A 16,714-nucleotide genomic window follows, 5' to 3' on the forward strand; every position below is an offset into this window, starting at 1 on the left:
CTCCATCTATTAAAATTTTAAAATTCGTGCTATAATGTAGTTATTCATTTAAGTTAGTTCGCTAATCTGTTGGTAGCAGGTTAGCTGTTTTTTTGGAATACAGAATTTAATTGTCGTTGTACTTCCAATGCTAGGTTGCCTATCCGTTCGGAAGTGACAACTTTTTCCGTACGCATTAGATGTGTAAGTTCCATATAAAACGTTGCTAAATATTCTGTTTTAAATTGCAAACCATCTACATCATTAATTGCTTGTTTTAACATGTCGTGTGCTTCCATTGGCTTTAACCTCACTTTCGCAATAATCTTGTATTCTACGACTAGCTTCTTCTGCTGATTGATACCAAGATTCGGCAAACTTAAAATTTCCGATTTCTTCATGTACTCCACCTAACATCAAGCCCAATCTAACAATGTTAAGTTCTTGTGCTAGTTCTTCGTTAATATCCATTTCATCGCTCCTAACTGTTAATTAATATAGCGCTATACATAAATGCTAGACTTGCGATAAAAGCTACAATGAAAATGATTCTTTGCTTTTTCTCGCTCATATCCGATACCTTCTTTTTTGTTCATTAACTAATACCTGCGGATCCATCTGGTGATGACCAAGTACGATTTTTCTAAATTCATCATTTTTAGATTTTTTCTCTTTCAATCTAGCAAGCTCGTCCGATTTAGTAGCAATCTTTTTAGCTAGATCACTAGTATCTCGATAGCAATTGTGTTCAAAAGCGTATTTCAATCGCTCAATCATGTTTTCAGCGATTATGATAAGTTCCTCTGCTCTGTCTTGATCTTCTGGCAAAAAACGATTTAATTGATTCATAGTAAACCTCCTAAAATAATTCCTAGTAAGCCGCTGTTGGCTAAGTTAGATATAAGATCAGTTGCTACTGTCGGATCAATATTTAACGAAAGTGCTACAAGTATGTCCTGTGAATCTGTCTTACGCATCCATTTGAAGAAACTTTTCGAACCTAACTCCATTAATCCGTTTTCTATTTTTGAAATCGTAGATTGTGGTAAGTGCATGATTTCTGCCATATGTTCTTGAGTTAGCTTCTTCCGCTTTCGTGTATGTTTTAGCAAGTGCGGTATATTTGCTAAATCTAACTTCACTTTCCTTCCCTCCTTTTATTCCAGTTTTGAATATATTCAACATTGGAATAACATTTTTTATTGGAAGGCTATATAATGTATTTATAGCCAACCCCCTAGTTGGTTTTTTTCGATAATTAAATAACTCTATTTGCGAAATTAGGAAATTCTTCTCTTCTGACAACATCCTCATTCAGCCATTCAAAAAATTCTTTGGTCAATACTCGCGGATACCCCAATTTGCGAGTGACCGGGAACCCTCTTGTATTAAACAGTTCATTTGCTTTCGTGTGACTTATATCAGCCAACTCCATAAACTGTTGCCTAGTTAGTAGTGGAGGTAGTTGGCTGACGAGTTGCATTTGTTCTAGTAGAGCAGGAAGTAAATTTGATTGTAATTCTGATATCATAGCTGTTATTTCTTCTTGGCTGTATGTTGTTGTCGGCATTAGATCACTCCTTATAAAAATGTTTTTTTGTGCAGTCTGGACAGATAAAGCTAGTGCTACCTAAATCTCCGCCTTCAAAGTAAATTGATTTCATCATCTCGTCATCAACCTCTTGTTCAATCCCGCATTTAGGACATTGACAATACAATTCATCCTCATAAAGTGGGATATTTACTGTCTTGTTCAGCGATTCTAGTTCGACTTTGTGATAGATCATTACATAACCCCTCTGATTTGTTGGTTTAATTGTTCAATCTCGATTTTTAAGCTTGTAGATGGTTGCCACATTCCTAAAAACTTCATTCCATCTTCAAACTGTTTTCTAGGAAGTTCGTTATACCTCGGAATTTGAAAATGATTTTTAAAATCTCGCCAAATAGCAGCGAAAACCTTTCTCGCAATGTTTTCATAGGCACTTGATCTAATACCGCCTAGTGATTCAATAACAATTGATTTTCCTTTGTTTTGTAACTTTCTTTCTTGCACACCATCGATGCGCATGTGATCTTCAAGGTAAGTAACTCTGTTATCAACGTTGGCTAATGAATTAACCGCTCTTTGTAGTATTTGTAGTTCATTCTGTGGTTCTTGGAGTTTAGTTTTCATTTCTTCAAAACGTCTTACATATTCAGCTGTGAATAGAATCCCTTTTTCTCCAGTCATTTTATTAGCAACCATGTCACAACCTATCCTCGTAATTAAGTAACAAGGCATTTGCTTGTTTTGAGAACTTGTGTAACTAGATTCAATAAAGAAATCGGTGGGCGCAAAATTGCGCTTTCCTAAAACTTGAACATAATTTCTTATTTTTCTTAGTAGTTCTTTGTGGTTTTGGTTTGTTATTTCAGCAACCTCTCTACTATCTGTTACAAGTTGACCATTCATTGATACGACTTTTAATTGATTCATGAAATACACTCCTTTTGTTTTTGATCCATTTCGTCGCAATAATCTTTAAAAAAATTTATTTTAGGCTCAACTTCCAATGCTTTTGCGATAGCGATCATCTGTTTTATACTGGGTTCTGTTCTGCCTCTTTCAATAGAAGAGTAGTTTACTCTTGTCATGAAAGGTATTCTGTTAGATACTTCTTGTTGCGAAAGACTTAATTCCTCTCGCCTTTCTTTCATGTTGTTTCTCATTTGTTCACCACCTTTGCTACGATGTGTATCCTTCTTGTTTATTATATTACGATACGTTGTGTAGCAAAGTCAAGTGTTTTTTGCGTCTTTTTGTATCTTTTATTTATTTGGCTACATTTTGTATAGTATCATGTATTTAGAAAGGTAAATTGGTGATGATAATGATAAGTGTTGGTAGTAGGATTACAGAATTAAGAAAGAAAATGAATCTTACACAAGAAGATTTCGCAAAAAAAATAGGAATTTCTCGATCCGCTTTGTCACATTACGAAAAAGATAGAAGGGAACCAGATTACGAAACAATAAGAAATATTTCTAATGTGTGCGATGTAACAACAGATTATTTACTTGGTAAGACTGATAACCCTAATAAATCAAGCACATCCGAGACAAACCGAGCTTTTAACAACTTTGATGATATTACGGATCAAGAGAAGGATTATCTAGAAGAACAGCTTAGAATTTTCCGCAAACTAAGAGACAATAAATAAAATATCCTTTAGTTTGCTATTTTTCTACCGATAAAACGAACATACATTCTTATCCTGGAGGTATTTCATGTTCGAATACTATCAAAAAACAAACCTAGAAAATTGGTTGGAGAATTTATACATAGAACACAACATTTTATCTATATCCGATTTAACTATTTATAACGTTGCCGATAAGCTAAATGTAAATGTAATTTTTATGGAAAATGCTAAAGAGGTTGCGATTTGGGATGATAAAGCCGCGGCTATATTTCTAAATCCAGAGAAACTCGAAGAAGAAGTTAGAGCAATATTTTTTCACGAACTATGTCACCCACTTAGACATTATGGTGATCAAGTAAACAGTGTTAGAACATTTATGACCTTACAAGAAAGACAAGCCAATCAGTTTATGCTTTACGCTTCTATGCCTTTCTATATGATAAAAAAACTAGATATGTCTACGTACAATTATCAATGGGCATCATTTCTGTCTTATAAGTTTAATGTTCCGATAAACATTGCGCAAAAAAGAGCAGAACAAATATTGCAGAGAATACAGCAAGCATCTATTGATCAAGTCATCAGAGAGCAACGATCAACTTATAAACCAAGTAATGATCCGAGTGAATGGTCTACTGAAACAAATATGATAATGAATAAATTATATAGACAGATTGGATGTAAGCAAACATGAATGATATTACTATCTACAGTGATTTTATTGAATATGAGAAAAATCCCAAGTTAATGGTTATTAGAAACATTGATTGGAATAATGACTTCATCTACATACCAATTGATCTACCGTATAGGACAGAAAATATTATTGATTTTTCTTTTGATGATAGCAGTATTTCGGTTTTAATTAGTGACCTTGTAATTAATTTAACTATATCCAATCATGTTGGAATTAATTTAAGTAGTATTAAAAGTAGAATTATAGAGTCTGGCTTTCAAGAGAATGAAGTTTCAAAACTTATTATTAGAATTGTAGATTTCAAAGAAGTTATTTATATAGAAAGAAACTAAGTGATTAATGATTTAATCAAATAAATAAACAAAATTTATGGAGGGTTAATTATAAAGAAGTATTAGAATCATTATAAAGCGCACATAGCTGCGCTTTTTTTATAAGGAGGTTTGGGCGATGAACTTTAGAAAAAAGAAAACCAAAGCTGGTGAAAGATGGGAAGCGGTAGAAGATATAGGTGTTAATCCTACAACAGGTAAGAGAAAACAGGTTACAAGGTTGGGAAAAACACGAAAAGAAGCAAAAGAGCGTTTAGAAAAATATTTGCGTTCTATAGAAGAGTATGGAGTTGACGAAAAGCAATCGCTTAGAATTACATTTGAAGAAGTAGCTGCAGAATGGATTAAGGTTTACGAATCGACAGGAAGAAAAAAGAGTAGCGTTTATATAAGAACAAAAGAGATACGTTTGTTAAATAAGCACATGGCTAAGAAACCTATAGGAGCTATTACACATATGTTTTATCAAAATGTTATCAACGAACTAGCAACAGACTTAGCAAGAACAACCGTACAAGGTGTGAATAACTGTGCTGGTATGATATTCAAGTTTGCTAAACGTAACAAGTTAATGAAAGAACTACCTAATGAAGATGTGGTTATTCCCAAGAAAAGAAAATCAGTTGATGAAATAAAAAAAGATAATATAGCTGAAAAATATCTGGAACACGTTGAATTAGAAGATTTCTTTGAAAAATTAAATATACATGGATTGGAATTAGATAAAGAACGATTTTATTTATTAGCTTTTACAGGTATGCGTTCTGGAGAACTGTGTGCTTTACAAAAGCAGGATTTAGATTTTGAGAATAACACCATAGATATTAATAAAACGATCTATAATAATACAAATAATATGAAAGCATATGAACTAACGCCACCAAAAACAGTTGGTTCTATTCGCGTTATTGATGTAGACCAACCGATTATGGATATGCTAAAAAAATTAGTTAGAAAAAATGATGAGCATAAAATGGAATATCGAACTTTGATAGATGATTTTCATGATAAAGACTTTTTGTTTCAACGAAAAAACGGTTATCCTTACTCGCCAGCTTATTTGTTGAAACGAATGAACCGCATAGTAGAAAGGACAAAAATAGAGAAAAAAGCTACACCGCATATTTTTAGACACACACATATAAGTATGATGGCCGAAGCTAAAGTTGATCTTGCTACGATTATGAAAAGAGTTGGTCATGAAGATGTAGATACTACTATGAAAATCTATACGCACGTGACAGATAAAATGAAAAAGGATGCATCCGAAAAAATGTCTAATCTTTACGGAAACATCCTAGAAAATATAACTTTATAATTATTTTATGAGAATATCGTGAGAATATTCTCTTTTTTATTGATTTTTTAACAGTAAAACACTTTCATATCAACGTTTTTGGGGGATGATTTACATCATGCCGCCCATTCCGCCCATGCCTCCCATTCCAGACATGTCAGGCGCACCGCCGCCATTTTCTTCTGGAATGTCAGCAACTACGGCTTCTGTAGTTAAGAACATTGCCGCAACAGATGCTGCGTTTTGTAGTGCAGAACGAGTTACTTTAGTTGGGTCAACGATACCAGAATCGATCATGTTCACCCATTCACCAGTAGCTGCATTGTATCCAACGCCAACTGCTTCGCCTTTTAGTTTTTCAACGATAATTGAGCCTTCAAGACCCGCGTTTTCCACGATTTGACGAAGTGGTTCTTCCAACGAACGTAGGACAATGCTTGCACCAGTTGCTTCGTCACCTTCAAGTGATAATTCTTGTACTTGTTTGTACACGTTAAGTAGTGCAGTACCACCACCTGCTACGATACCTTCTTCTACTGCTGCACGAGTAGAGTTCAGTGCGTCTTCGATACGTAGTTTACGTTCTTTTAATTCTGTTTCAGTAGCTGCACCAACTTTAACTACTGCTACACCACCTGCTAGTTTTGCTAGGCGTTCTTGTAGTTTTTCTTTATCAAATTCAGAAGTAGTTTCTTCTACTTGTGCACGAATTTGAGCAACACGGCTTGAGATTTGATCACGGTCACCAGAGCCTTCAACGATAGTTGTGTTTTCTTTTGTTACAACAACTTTAGAAGCGCGACCTAATTGTTCAATTGTTGTGCTCTTAAGATCAAGACCTAAGTCTTCTGTGATAACTTCTGCTCCAGTTAATGTTGCAATGTCTTCAAGCATTGCTTTACGACGGTCACCGAAACCAGGAGCTTTTACTGCTACTGCATTAAATGTTCCACGAAGTTTATTTACTACTAATGTAGCTAATGCTTCGCCTTCTACATCGTCAGCGATTAAAAGAAGTGGTTTACCTTGTTGAACAACTTGTTCTAATACAGGTAGTACTTCTTGAATATTGTTGATTTTTTTATCTGTTATGAAGATGTATGGATCTTCTAGTTCTGCTTCCATTTTATCTTGGTCTGTAACCATGTATGGAGAAGCATAGCCACGGTCAAATTGCATACCTTCGACAACTTCAAGTTCTGTGTTGAATCCTTTCGATTCTTCGATTGTGATAACACCGTCGTTACCTACACGTTCCATTGCTTCTGCGATTAATTGCCCTACTTCTTCATCTGCAGAGGAGATAGCAGCAACTTGCGCGATCGATTCTCTTCCTTCAATTGGTTTAGAGATATTACGAAGTTCTTTCGTTGCAACTTCTACCGCTTTTTCAATCCCACGGCGAACACCGACTGGGTTTGCACCTGATGCAACGTTTTTCAATCCTTCTTGGATCATTGCTTGTGCTAATACAGTTGCAGTTGTTGTACCATCACCAGCTACATCATTTGTTTGTGACGCAACTTCGGATACTAATTGCGCACCCATATTTTCAAAGTGATCTTCTAATTCAATTTCTTTCGCAATCGTTACCCCATCATTTGTGATTAATGGAGAACCGTATTTCTTATCTAAAACTACGTTACGTCCTTTTGGTCCTAATGTTACTTTTACAGCGTTTGCTAGTGTGTCTACCCCACGTAGCATTGAACGACGAGCGTCTTCACTAAATTTAATTTCTTTAGCCATTTTAAAAAGCCCTCCTTAGTTCTTTTGTAAGTATATCGTTACGATTCTTCGTTTTAGCCAATAACAGCTAAAATATCGCTTTCGCGAAGAATTAAGTATTCATTTCCTTCGTACTTCACTTCTGTGCCTGCAAATTTAGAGAATACAATCTTATCTCCTTCAGCAACCTCTGGAGTGATTTTTTCCCCGCTGTCTAATACACGACCAGAACCTACTGCAACAACTTTTCCTTCTTGTGGTTTTTCTTTCGCAGAATCTGGTAATACAATTCCACTTGCAGTTTTTTCTTCTTGTTCTACGAGTTCAATAATGACACGATCAGCTAATGGCTTTAGCATCAAAAACCCTCCTTCATTTATTTCGAATTATTTTCCTCACTTTTAGCACTCGTTCGCATAGAGTGCTAACACAATTCCTATATTAATGAATTGCTTTTTATTTTGCAAGTATTGTGCTATATTTTTTTAAATTATTTTCCCTCCACTTATCTGGTATAAACGAACTAATTCAATTGTATTCTTAAAGTATGATAAAATACGTGTATTGGACAAATTTATAACAAACGAGGAGTGGGTCATAGACAATGGGAAAAAGATATATTTACATATTAATTACATATATATTGATGCAGTTATCATCCTTACCTGTAGCTGTAATCATTAAAGAATCTACTATTAGTCAAGACTATTATCGAATGATTAGTATCGGTTGGACTATTTTTAGCTTTTTAGCTGCACTTGTGATAATCTTGGTCTTACTAAAGCCTGAGAAGGATTTGCGTAAACATCCTGATGCAGCTAGTCCTTTCATGGTATTTGTTTGGGCGATTATTGGGCTCATGATGGCATATGCAGGACAAACTATTGTTAGCCTGTTCCAAATTTTTGTTTTAGGTATTGAACCTGGTTCAGAGAACACTCAAGGTATTGTACAGATGGCTCGGGTTGCGCCCATATTTATCATTGTGGTTGCTATTATTGGACCGATTTTAGAGGAGATCGTTTTTCGCAAAATCATTTTCGGTGAAATTTATAAGCGGACAAATTTCTTTATTGCTGCGATGGTATCTGGTTTAATCTTTGCTATTGTTCACCAGGATTATCAAAATACATTAGTATATCTAGCGATAGCTACGGTATTTGCATTTGTCTATGTTATGTCAAAACGAATCATTGTACCGATTATTGCTCATAGTACCATGAACGCGATTGTGGTTATTGCTCAATTAAATGTTGATCCAGAAGAATTAGAACGCCAATTAGAACAACTAAGACAATTAACCGAAAAAGTTCAAATGATCCTTTTTGGAGGATAATTCAAAAAGCAAGTAGAGGTTCACAGGAACCACTACTTGCTTTTTTTGCTTAAACGTCTTCACCTTCTAATGGATAGTGTTTCATAAAGTAAACAAGTGATTGAAGCTCTACCGCGAGATCAATATGGTGCACACGTACTTCTTCTGGCACGGTGATTCTCGCAGGCGTGAAATTCAATATGCCGCTTATGCCACAAGCAGTCAGTCGTTCTGTAATAGCCTGTGCTTCTACTCCAGGTACAGTTAAAATGGCAGCTTGCACGCCTTCTAATCGTCTTTCTAATTCATCAATGTGATAGATCGGTATCCCTTCAACCGATTGGCCAACTTTCGATGTATCCGCATCGAAGGCCATTTCTATTTTGGTATTATTGTTTTTGGTAAAATTATAATGCAAAAATGCTGTTCCTAAATTACCAACACCGATTAATGCGACATTGGTAAGTTCATCTTGATCTAATGTTTTTCGAAAGAATCCCAGTAAATATTCAACATTATACCCATACCCTTTTTTACCTAACGCACCAAAATAAGAGAAATCTCTTCGAATCGTCGCAGAGTCAACTTTTACTGCTTCACTTAATTCTTTAGAAGAGACTCGTGCTTTTCCTTGTAAATGTAAATTATTTAAAAATCGATAATATAGCGGCAATCGTTTCGCCGTTGCTTGTGGTATCTTACTTTGTTCTGCCATTTTCCTATCCCCTTTTTCTAATTTACCCCTAATATATATTCTGTGTGATAACGTGAGCGTGTTTTAATACTACCTATGCTATACATTTACTATTTTATCAAAAAATAAACCTTATGTCGTGAAATAATTCACTTAGTAACCAAGTTTAACCTTTTTTAAGGGTGTGCTATATATATTTGCTTGCTAGTTACTAAAAAAGTACGATAAACTATTTCTATTGAGGTGAAAACGAAATGATATTAATGCAAGTGAACCAATTAGTCAAGCGCTATGGAGCTGAACTAATTTTATCAAATATAAAACTAGAGATCCAAACCAATGATCGAATTGCCATAGTTGGCCGCAATGGTGCTGGTAAATCTACACTATTAAAAATAATGGCAGGTATTATCCCTTATGATGAGGGAGAGATCCATAAGCCTAAGGACGTTACCTTAGGATATTTAGCACAGAACACTGGTCTAGAAACGGATGAGACAATTTGGAATGAAATGCGACAAGTTTTCACCCATTTGATTGAAATGGAGCAGACACTTCGCAGCATGGAACAACAAATGGGTGACCCTGTGCTAATGGAAGACAAAGAACGGTATAATCAATTACTTTCTCGCTATGATCAGTTACAAGAAACCTTTAAAAAAGATGGTGGCTACCAATATGAAGCAGATATCAAAGCCGTGCTTAATGGCCTTCATTTTCATGACTATGACTTACATACGTCGATAAATGAATTAAGTGGTGGGCAAAAAACACGCTTAGCATTAGGAAAGCTGCTATTATCGAAACCAGATATCTTAATTTTAGATGAGCCAACCAACCACCTTGACATCGAAACATTAACATGGCTTGAAGGCTATCTGAATAATTACCAGGGTGCGGTAGTGATCGTTTCACACGACCGTTATTTTCTTGATAAAACGATTCGAACGGTATATGAAATCTCTCGTCATCAATCAAAGAAATATCATGGCAACTATACAAAATATTTAGATCAAAAAGCAGCTGACTATGAGCGCGAAATGAAAGAGTTCGAAAAACAACAAACAGAAATTAAACGTATGGAAGACTTCATTCAAAAAAATCTCGTACGTGCATCCACAACCAAACGTGCCCAAAGTAGGCGAAAAAAGCTTGAAAAAATGGAACGTTTAGACAAGCCTAATGGAGACGAATCCTCTGCATCATTTTCGTTTAGTATTAACCAGCGCAGTGGCAATGATGTATTAAAAGTCCAGGACTTAGCCTTCCGTTATAATGATGCTGAACAGACTATTTTTTCTAACTTGTCTTTCCAATTATCTCGCGGTGATCGTATCGCCCTTGTGGGACCAAATGGTGTTGGAAAAACCACCTTGCTTAAAACAATTACTGGTGATTTAGTACCAAGTGACGGAAACATCCAGACAGGCTCTAATGTCCAAATTGGTTATTACGATCAAGAGCAAACCAAACTACATTCAAATAAGACAGTACTTATGGAGCTATGGGATGATTACCCGATGATCGATGAAAAAGATATTCGCACGACATTAGGTAACTTCTTATTTTCTGGGGATGATGTATTAAAAGTAGTGTCATCTTTAAGTGGTGGCGAAAAAGCACGATTGGCACTCGCGAAATTAATGATGCAAAAAGCCAACTTGCTGATTCTAGATGAGCCAACCAACCATTTGGATTTAGATAGTAAAGAAGTATTAGAAGCCGCTTTACTTGATTTTCCTGGAACGATTCTATTCGTATCCCACGATAGGTATTTCATTAACGAGATCGCTTCTCTAGTATTAGAAATGCAGCCAAATGACTCTACCATTTACCTAGGTAACTACGATTACTATTTAGAGAAAAAGCAAGAAGAAATTGAATTAGCTGAATTAGAAGCTCAAGACAAACAAACAGAAGAAAAGGAAGTCGTTAAGACAAACTTCCATGAAGAGAAACAACGAAAACAAATGCAGCGTAAGAAAGAACGCCGTATGGAGGAAATTGAATTATCCATTGAACAATTAGAAGCAACGATTGAAAAGAACGAACAACTGTTATGTGAGCCAGAAATTTTTCAAGATCATGAAAAGGCATTAGAACTGACCACGGAGAATGATACAGCGAATCAACAGATTGAACAATTGATGGAAGAATGGGAAACACTGCAGGACGATTAATGCATATATCCTGTTTATAAAGGGCCTCACCTATCCTATTATATTATGGGGATAGGTGAATTTTTTTATTAAGTAAGTTATCCACTTATCAAATGGCTTATTAACGACTTTCATTCAAGTTATCCACTTAATCCACAAAAAAACATAAACTTATCCACAGGTTTATGCACATTATATACAGCCGTCACTAGCAATTTTGCAAAAAACATGCACATTTTCACAAATTAATTGTGGATAATTTAGTCAACCTGCAATGATATGTTAATAATTTAGATTCTAGAGGACTGATTACTTTTTCCGTCGTATAACGCTTCGAAGTCCCAAATAAACTTGCAAAAAACATTAATGAATTAAGTGCGACGAAGGAATATGTTAAAGCTGATTTGTTAAATTGGATAAGTATGAAACCAAGTAAAAAGTAATTTGCTCATAACGCGATTCAAAATAAAAGGAAAAGTAGATATCAATTTTATAATTCGATTTTACGGATTTACATTCAATCCAGATTTTAAACTAATTGCACATTTCTATCTTACTAATAAGTCTTTATTCAGTGGTTAACACCAAATCACATACGCATACTTCTGACATGACGGTTGCTCCTTATTACATATCAAAGATTATATAAAACAATACATATAAAAAGCTGTACCTATTTTATTGTAGGTACAGCCTCTAGTTTAATTCTATTAACTAAATAAATTTTAGATTAACTTACTTGCTTCTTTCACTATACTTCTCCAAGTCTAGTCCTGGATTAGCATTCAGATCCCATCCAGCGCGATGTCCTTGGTCAAAGGCAATCGATCCAGCAGCACCAATCATAGCTGCATTATCTGTGCACAGCCATAACGGAGGGATAGAAAGCTCGATTGATTCATCTGCAAATTTTTGCGTTAAATGATGACGTAGGCCTTTATTTGCTGCGACACCACCGGCAAGTACAACTTGTTTCACGTCGTACTGTTTTGCTGCTTGATAGGTCTTTTCTGTTAATACCTCTATTACACTTGCTTGAAAACTAGCTGCGACATCTTCATTCTTCAATGTCTCATTGCGTTGTTGGGCATTATGTAATGTATTAATTACAGCTGATTTTAGTCCACTAAAACTAAAATCAAATGATCCATCTTCGAGCCATGCACGAGGAAAATTAAGATTATCTTCGCCACTTTGTGCTAATTGATCGATTTGCGGCCCACCTGGATAAGGAAGGTCAAGTGTACGCGCGACTTTGTCATACGCTTCACCAGCCGCATCATCCCTTGTTTCTCCAATGATTTCAAAAGAACCATGTTCATGCATCAAAACTAATTCCGTATGACCACCTGAAACAACTAATGCCAATAAAGGAAAGGAAAATTCTTTTTCGATGCGATTCGCATAAATATGACCGGCTATATGATGAACACCAATTAATGGTTTTTGGTGGGCAAAGGCAAGTGCTTTCGCTGCATTTACGCCAACTAATAACGCTCCTACCAGTCCTGGTCCTTCGGTTACCGCAATCCCGTCCATGTCACTAACCGTCATATTAGCTTTGGTCAATGTCTCTTCTACAACAATGGTGATCTGTTCGACATGGTGTCGAGATGCAATTTCAGGAACAACTCCACCGAAACGCTTGTGGCTTTCGATTTGAGAGGCCACCACATTTGCTACAACGTCTTGACCGTTCCTTATTACTGCTGCCGCTGTTTCATCACAGCTTGTTTCAATTGCTAAGATATACTGATCTATTTTCATTGTAAATTCACCCACATAACTAATGCATCTTCATTATTATCCGTATAATAATGTTTTCTAATTCCAGCTGGTGTTAAGCCAAACTTACGGTATAATCGTTGTGCTACCAGATTGGTGACACGAACTTCTAGCGACAATTGAACCGCTCCATGTAAAATGGTTTGATTTAAAATATATTGAAAAAGCGCTTCGCCATAACCACGTCCTCGATAGTCAGGCGAAATGGCAATATTCGTGATTTGTGCTTCATCAATAACAATCCATAATCCGCAAAATCCAATAATCTGGTGATTAATTTCAATCACATAATAATGAGCAAACGCATTTTCCGTTAGCTCTTTTGTATAAATATCCATGGTCCAAGGGATTGCAAAACTCGCTTCTTCAATTTTCTTCACCTGATTGAGATCAGCTAATGTCATCTTTCGAACAATTGGTTCATTCATTGCTATGTTCCTTTTGTTTGGCTAACCATTTCGCTTCTGCCTCTACTAATCGCAAATAATTCGGTGTTAACTGATGAACTGGATCTTCCGCTCGCTCACTTCCCGCCACTGCAAGTAATGCTGGACTTGGATGATGGAACGGTTCCATTGGAAAAATTGCTTTTTCTCCTAAAATTGACTGAATCAAATCACGGTATAATGCCAAATCTGGACTTAAAAAAAGGATGGATTGATTGAGCTCTCTCAATTCATAAAGCCAATCTTCCATTAACACATTTTGTTCATCTTTTATTAACTTTGCTTGATGTGCATCTCTACGCTGATATAACCCTGTATAAACTAATCCTCTTCTTGCATCAAAAAAAGGACAAATTAACTCAGGCTGGGTAATGGCGTGCAAAGCTAACGTTTCTAAACTAGAAATACCAATGACAGGTATCTGTAATGTCCAGGCCATCATTTTTGCAGTGGATAGACCAATGCGTACGCCTGTATAAGAGCCAGGCCCCTTTGCAACTACAATTCGAGTTAGATCTTGTGGCGTCATATTTGCATCCTGCATTAATTGATTAATAACAGGCATTAATCGTTTCGAATGCTTCGTTTTACTATTGGCGATATATGCTGCGATTGTCTTTGCTCCATCATGAATCGCTACGCCTAATGTTTCGTTCGATGTATCAATTGCTAATATACTCATCCTAATAACTCCTCACAAATCCGTTCAAAACTCGCACCTTTTGGATGAAAATCTATCTTTCTTTCTTGATCACTGATTCGGCTTAAGTAAATATCCAGACGATTATCAGGTAAAAAAGTTTCAATAAATTGCGGCCACTCTACAACGGTTATTCCATCTCCAGCAAAGTACTCATCAAAACCAATGTCTTCATCACTTTCTTCTAAACGGTACACATCCATATGGTATAGAGGCAACTCTCCATTATATTCTTTTACTATGGTGAATGTAGGACTGTTTATAGTACGTTTTACACCTAAGCCAGTACCTAACCCTTTCGTAAATGTTGTTTTACCAGCACCCAAATCGCCTTGTAATGTGAGAACATCACCTGGCCGCAGAAAAATCGCCAGTCTTTCAGCAAGTTTTAGTGTCTCTTCTGTTGTATGTGAAATCATTTCATAATGTGGCATTATTACTTACTCCTATGTGTGTAACCTTCTTTTGGTAAACGAGCAGCTACCCCATCTTCGATTAAAAATGCTTTTCCATTTGTCTGCTCGTTATCAATAACATATCCCACTTTGGTTACTGCTGTATTCGTTTCTTCAGCAGCTTGTTGTACTTTCTCCCAATCCTTCTCAGCTACTGCACCGATTAATTCGAAATCCTCACCACCAGCTAAGATAAATTTCCTTTGCTCTACATCTGAAAATTGATCTAAATCCTCATGTTTTGGTAATTGTTCAAAATCAATATAAGCAGTTAGATGAGAAGCTTCAGCTAATTCATTTGCTTCATTTGCAATCCCATCACTAACATCGTTTAATGCAGCCCGTTCAAGTGATTGTATGGCTCGCGCAAAAGCAACACGTGGTGTAGGATGTTGATGTCGGTATATGAGATAATCTCCATTTGCTACTTCTTTTTCTCGGTTTAATAGAAGATGAAGTCCGGCACTTGAATCACCTAATGTGCCAGTTGCAAATAAGATATCTTTATCCTTCATCGCACTACGATACCTAGCTTTGTTCTTTTCGACAAAACCAATAATTGTTACGGAAATAATTAATTGATCGCCTAAAACTGTATCCCCACCAATTAAATCCATTTGATGAAGTGAAGCAAGTTTATTCATGCCTTGATAAATCGATTGTAAATCGGATTCTGTCCAATGATTTGGAATGACAATCGAAATCATATAATAAGCTGGTATTGCACCCATAGCAGCCATATCACTAATATTAGCTGCTAACACACGATAACCAATATCCTCATTAGACATCGTTTGTCTAGAAAAATGAACCTCTTCCACAAAAGTATCAACTGCTGTGACGGTATCCATATAAGATTGGCGAAAAACTGCTGCGTCATCATTAATTCCTTTTACAATTGTCGGTTGTCGATATGTTCGTTGTTTAATTGAATTGATAAAATTAAATTCATCCATATTTAATAACCCTCGTTTATTTTTACTAATTCTATCATAGCAAAGTTTCCACAATTTCTAAATGTTTATCTCTTTTTTCACTTGTATAATGAAAAAATTGGATGAATCCAACTATTTTAGGTTCTCTGTCAAATGTGGTGGTGTCATTTTCACTCCATCATCTCTTTTATTACACTTACATTATTCATCATACTTGTACCTGAACCGCAGGGGAAATATACTCGCTTTCCTCGGGCACACAGGACGTGGGTCAGTTAGACGTTGTCACAGGACGTGACGGTTTTCGTCTAACTTCTAGCCGCTTAACCAAGTGGATCTTCGGACGCGTGGACTGCGATTACTCGTCCCATCGAAAACATTTGCTGTTCCCGTAGGAGTCTCGCATATTTCCTCTGCTAAGGTACACGCTTCTTATCTCTTGACGCCCTAGTATCTTCTTTTTCAATCGCTCAAATGCATTTCGTCACTTTTATTGTGTTGTTCACACCCTCAATATATCCATTATTAAAGAGAGGGGTTGCGTGTATTTTTTTCTTCGTGGGAAACTTTGAGAAATCAAGGGATACCACCACATTTAGTATAGAGCCCTATTTTATTTAGATATGTATAACATGAAAGAAAGCCCTAGGGATACTTCCCCAAGGCTTATATATGTAAGTTATATTTCATTAAAAGTGGCGGTCCGGACGGGACTCGAACCCGCGACCTCCTGCGTGACAGGCAGGCATTCTAACCAACTGAACTACCGGACCAATAATTTGGTTGCGGGGGCAGGATTTGAACCTACGACCTTCGGGTTATGAGCCCGACGAGCTACCAGACTGCTCCACCCCGCGATAATGTAGGTAACAATGTACCTACTAAATATTTGCTTAGCGACGTCCTACTCTTGCAGGGGCAAAGCCCCAACTACCATTGGCGCTGAAGAGCTTAACTGCTGTGTTCGGCATGGGAACAGGTGTGACCTCTTCGCTATTGTCACTAGG

20 protein-coding genes, 2 tRNA genes and 1 rRNA gene are annotated in these 16,714 nt (G+C 36.3%); 6 read left to right on the forward strand and 17 right to left on the reverse strand.

What is annotated here, in order from left to right; translation table 11 throughout:
• Positions 1-80: 80 nt before the first annotated feature.
• The 6 genes from DES48_RS15820 to DES48_RS15330 all read right to left on the reverse strand — a co-directional run bounded on the left by DES48_RS15820 (position 81) and on the right by DES48_RS15330 (position 2,691).
• Positions 81-380: a hypothetical protein gene (locus tag DES48_RS15820; protein ID WP_147232420.1), complete on the reverse strand. Its 300-nt coding sequence runs from the start codon at positions 378-380 to the stop codon at positions 81-83.
• 166 nt (positions 381-546) lie between these two features.
• Entirely contained in the window at positions 547-828 is a 282-nt protein-coding gene (locus DES48_RS15305; RefSeq protein ID WP_113870178.1) for a hypothetical protein, read from the reverse strand.
• Complete coding sequence (locus tag DES48_RS15310; protein WP_113870179.1) at positions 825-1,121, reverse strand: helix-turn-helix domain-containing protein; 297 nt, start codon at positions 1,119-1,121, stop codon at positions 825-827. Before DES48_RS15310 ends, DES48_RS15305 begins: the two co-directional genes overlap by 4 nt.
• Positions 1,122-1,237: 116 nt before the next feature.
• Positions 1,238-1,549: a hypothetical protein gene (locus tag DES48_RS15315; protein WP_113870180.1), complete on the reverse strand. Its 312-nt coding sequence runs from the start codon at positions 1,547-1,549 to the stop codon at positions 1,238-1,240.
• Between the two features lie 216 nt (positions 1,550-1,765).
• Positions 1,766-2,458, reverse strand: coding sequence for a Rha family transcriptional regulator (locus DES48_RS15325; RefSeq protein ID WP_113870182.1), 693 nt, complete (start codon positions 2,456-2,458; stop codon positions 1,766-1,768).
• Positions 2,455-2,691 (reverse strand): helix-turn-helix transcriptional regulator, encoded by a 237-nt coding sequence (locus tag DES48_RS15330; protein ID WP_113870183.1) that lies wholly within the window; start codon positions 2,689-2,691, stop codon positions 2,455-2,457. The genes DES48_RS15325 and DES48_RS15330 overlap by 4 nt, the downstream gene beginning before the upstream one ends.
• A 161-nt stretch (positions 2,692-2,852) precedes the next feature.
• Here DES48_RS15330 and DES48_RS15335 point away from each other — a divergent pair, with 161 nt between their 5' ends.
• The 4 genes from DES48_RS15335 to DES48_RS15350 all read left to right on the forward strand — a co-directional run bounded on the left by DES48_RS15335 (position 2,853) and on the right by DES48_RS15350 (position 5,511).
• Entirely contained in the window at positions 2,853-3,182 is a 330-nt protein-coding gene (locus DES48_RS15335; protein WP_245911505.1) for a helix-turn-helix domain-containing protein, read from the forward strand.
• Between the two features lie 67 nt (positions 3,183-3,249).
• Complete coding sequence (locus DES48_RS15340) at positions 3,250-3,858, forward strand: ImmA/IrrE family metallo-endopeptidase (RefSeq protein WP_113870184.1); 609 nt, start codon at positions 3,250-3,252, stop codon at positions 3,856-3,858.
• Positions 3,855-4,193 (forward strand): hypothetical protein, encoded by a 339-nt coding sequence (locus DES48_RS15345; protein ID WP_113870185.1) that lies wholly within the window; start codon positions 3,855-3,857, stop codon positions 4,191-4,193. The genes DES48_RS15340 and DES48_RS15345 overlap by 4 nt, the downstream gene beginning before the upstream one ends.
• 118 nt (positions 4,194-4,311) lie before the next feature.
• Positions 4,312-5,511 (forward strand): tyrosine-type recombinase/integrase, encoded by a 1,200-nt coding sequence (locus DES48_RS15350; RefSeq protein ID WP_113870186.1) that lies wholly within the window; start codon positions 4,312-4,314, stop codon positions 5,509-5,511.
• A 90-nt stretch (positions 5,512-5,601) separates the two neighbouring features.
• Here the strand turns inward: DES48_RS15350 and groL are convergent, their stop codons facing one another.
• The gene (groL, locus tag DES48_RS15355) at positions 5,602-7,239 is read right to left on the reverse strand and encodes a chaperonin GroEL (RefSeq protein WP_079709965.1); all 1,638 of its coding nucleotides are present in this window, start codon (positions 7,237-7,239) and stop codon (positions 5,602-5,604) included.
• A 53-nt stretch (positions 7,240-7,292) separates the two neighbouring features.
• Positions 7,293-7,577, reverse strand: coding sequence for a co-chaperone GroES (gene groES, locus DES48_RS15360; protein WP_079709966.1), 285 nt, complete (start codon positions 7,575-7,577; stop codon positions 7,293-7,295).
• Between the two features lie 245 nt (positions 7,578-7,822).
• Here groES and DES48_RS15365 point away from each other — a divergent pair, with 245 nt between their 5' ends.
• Positions 7,823-8,554, forward strand: a complete 732-nt coding sequence (locus tag DES48_RS15365; RefSeq protein WP_113870187.1) for a CPBP family intramembrane glutamic endopeptidase — start codon at positions 7,823-7,825, stop codon at positions 8,552-8,554.
• Between the two features lie 49 nt (positions 8,555-8,603).
• Here the strand turns inward: DES48_RS15365 and DES48_RS15370 are convergent, their stop codons facing one another.
• Complete coding sequence (locus DES48_RS15370) at positions 8,604-9,248, reverse strand: redox-sensing transcriptional repressor Rex (RefSeq protein WP_113870188.1); 645 nt, start codon at positions 9,246-9,248, stop codon at positions 8,604-8,606.
• A gap of 233 nt (positions 9,249-9,481) precedes the next feature.
• Here DES48_RS15370 and DES48_RS15375 point away from each other — a divergent pair, with 233 nt between their 5' ends.
• A complete protein-coding gene (locus DES48_RS15375) occupies positions 9,482-11,407 on the forward strand; it encodes an ABC-F family ATP-binding cassette domain-containing protein (protein ID WP_113870189.1) in 1,926 nt (641 codons plus the stop codon).
• A gap of 714 nt (positions 11,408-12,121) precedes the next feature.
• Here the strand turns inward: DES48_RS15375 and tsaD are convergent.
• The 8 genes from tsaD to rrf form a co-directional block, all read right to left on the reverse strand.
• The gene (gene tsaD / locus DES48_RS15380; protein ID WP_211318499.1) at positions 12,122-13,153 is read right to left on the reverse strand and encodes a tRNA (adenosine(37)-N6)-threonylcarbamoyltransferase complex transferase subunit TsaD; all 1,032 of its coding nucleotides are present in this window, start codon (positions 13,151-13,153) and stop codon (positions 12,122-12,124) included.
• Complete coding sequence (gene rimI, locus DES48_RS15385; protein ID WP_079709971.1) at positions 13,150-13,599, reverse strand: ribosomal protein S18-alanine N-acetyltransferase; 450 nt, start codon at positions 13,597-13,599, stop codon at positions 13,150-13,152. Before rimI ends, tsaD begins: the two co-directional genes overlap by 4 nt.
• Positions 13,592-14,299, reverse strand: a complete 708-nt coding sequence (gene tsaB, locus DES48_RS15390) for a tRNA (adenosine(37)-N6)-threonylcarbamoyltransferase complex dimerization subunit type 1 TsaB (RefSeq protein WP_113870191.1) — start codon at positions 14,297-14,299, stop codon at positions 13,592-13,594. The genes rimI and tsaB overlap by 8 nt, the downstream gene beginning before the upstream one ends.
• Positions 14,296-14,751 carry a tRNA (adenosine(37)-N6)-threonylcarbamoyltransferase complex ATPase subunit type 1 TsaE gene (gene tsaE / locus DES48_RS15395; RefSeq protein WP_113870192.1) on the reverse strand — a complete coding sequence of 152 codons (456 nt, stop codon included), beginning with the start codon at positions 14,749-14,751 and terminating at the stop codon, positions 14,296-14,298. The genes tsaB and tsaE overlap by 4 nt, the downstream gene beginning before the upstream one ends.
• A gap of 2 nt (positions 14,752-14,753) precedes the next feature.
• Complete coding sequence (gene thiL / locus DES48_RS15400) at positions 14,754-15,728, reverse strand: thiamine-phosphate kinase (protein ID WP_113870193.1); 975 nt, start codon at positions 15,726-15,728, stop codon at positions 14,754-14,756.
• Between the two features lie 675 nt (positions 15,729-16,403).
• A tRNA-Asp gene (locus DES48_RS15405) sits at positions 16,404-16,480 on the reverse strand.
• Positions 16,481-16,487: 7 nt separating this feature from the next.
• Positions 16,488-16,564: transfer RNA gene (locus tag DES48_RS15410), tRNA-Met, on the reverse strand.
• Between the two features lie 34 nt (positions 16,565-16,598).
• Positions 16,599-16,714 (reverse strand): 5S ribosomal RNA (rrf, locus tag DES48_RS15415).

This window comes from Paraliobacillus ryukyuensis (genome assembly GCF_003315295.1).
In the GTDB taxonomy this organism is placed as follows: Bacteria; Bacillota; Bacilli; order Bacillales; family Amphibacillaceae; genus Paraliobacillus; species Paraliobacillus ryukyuensis.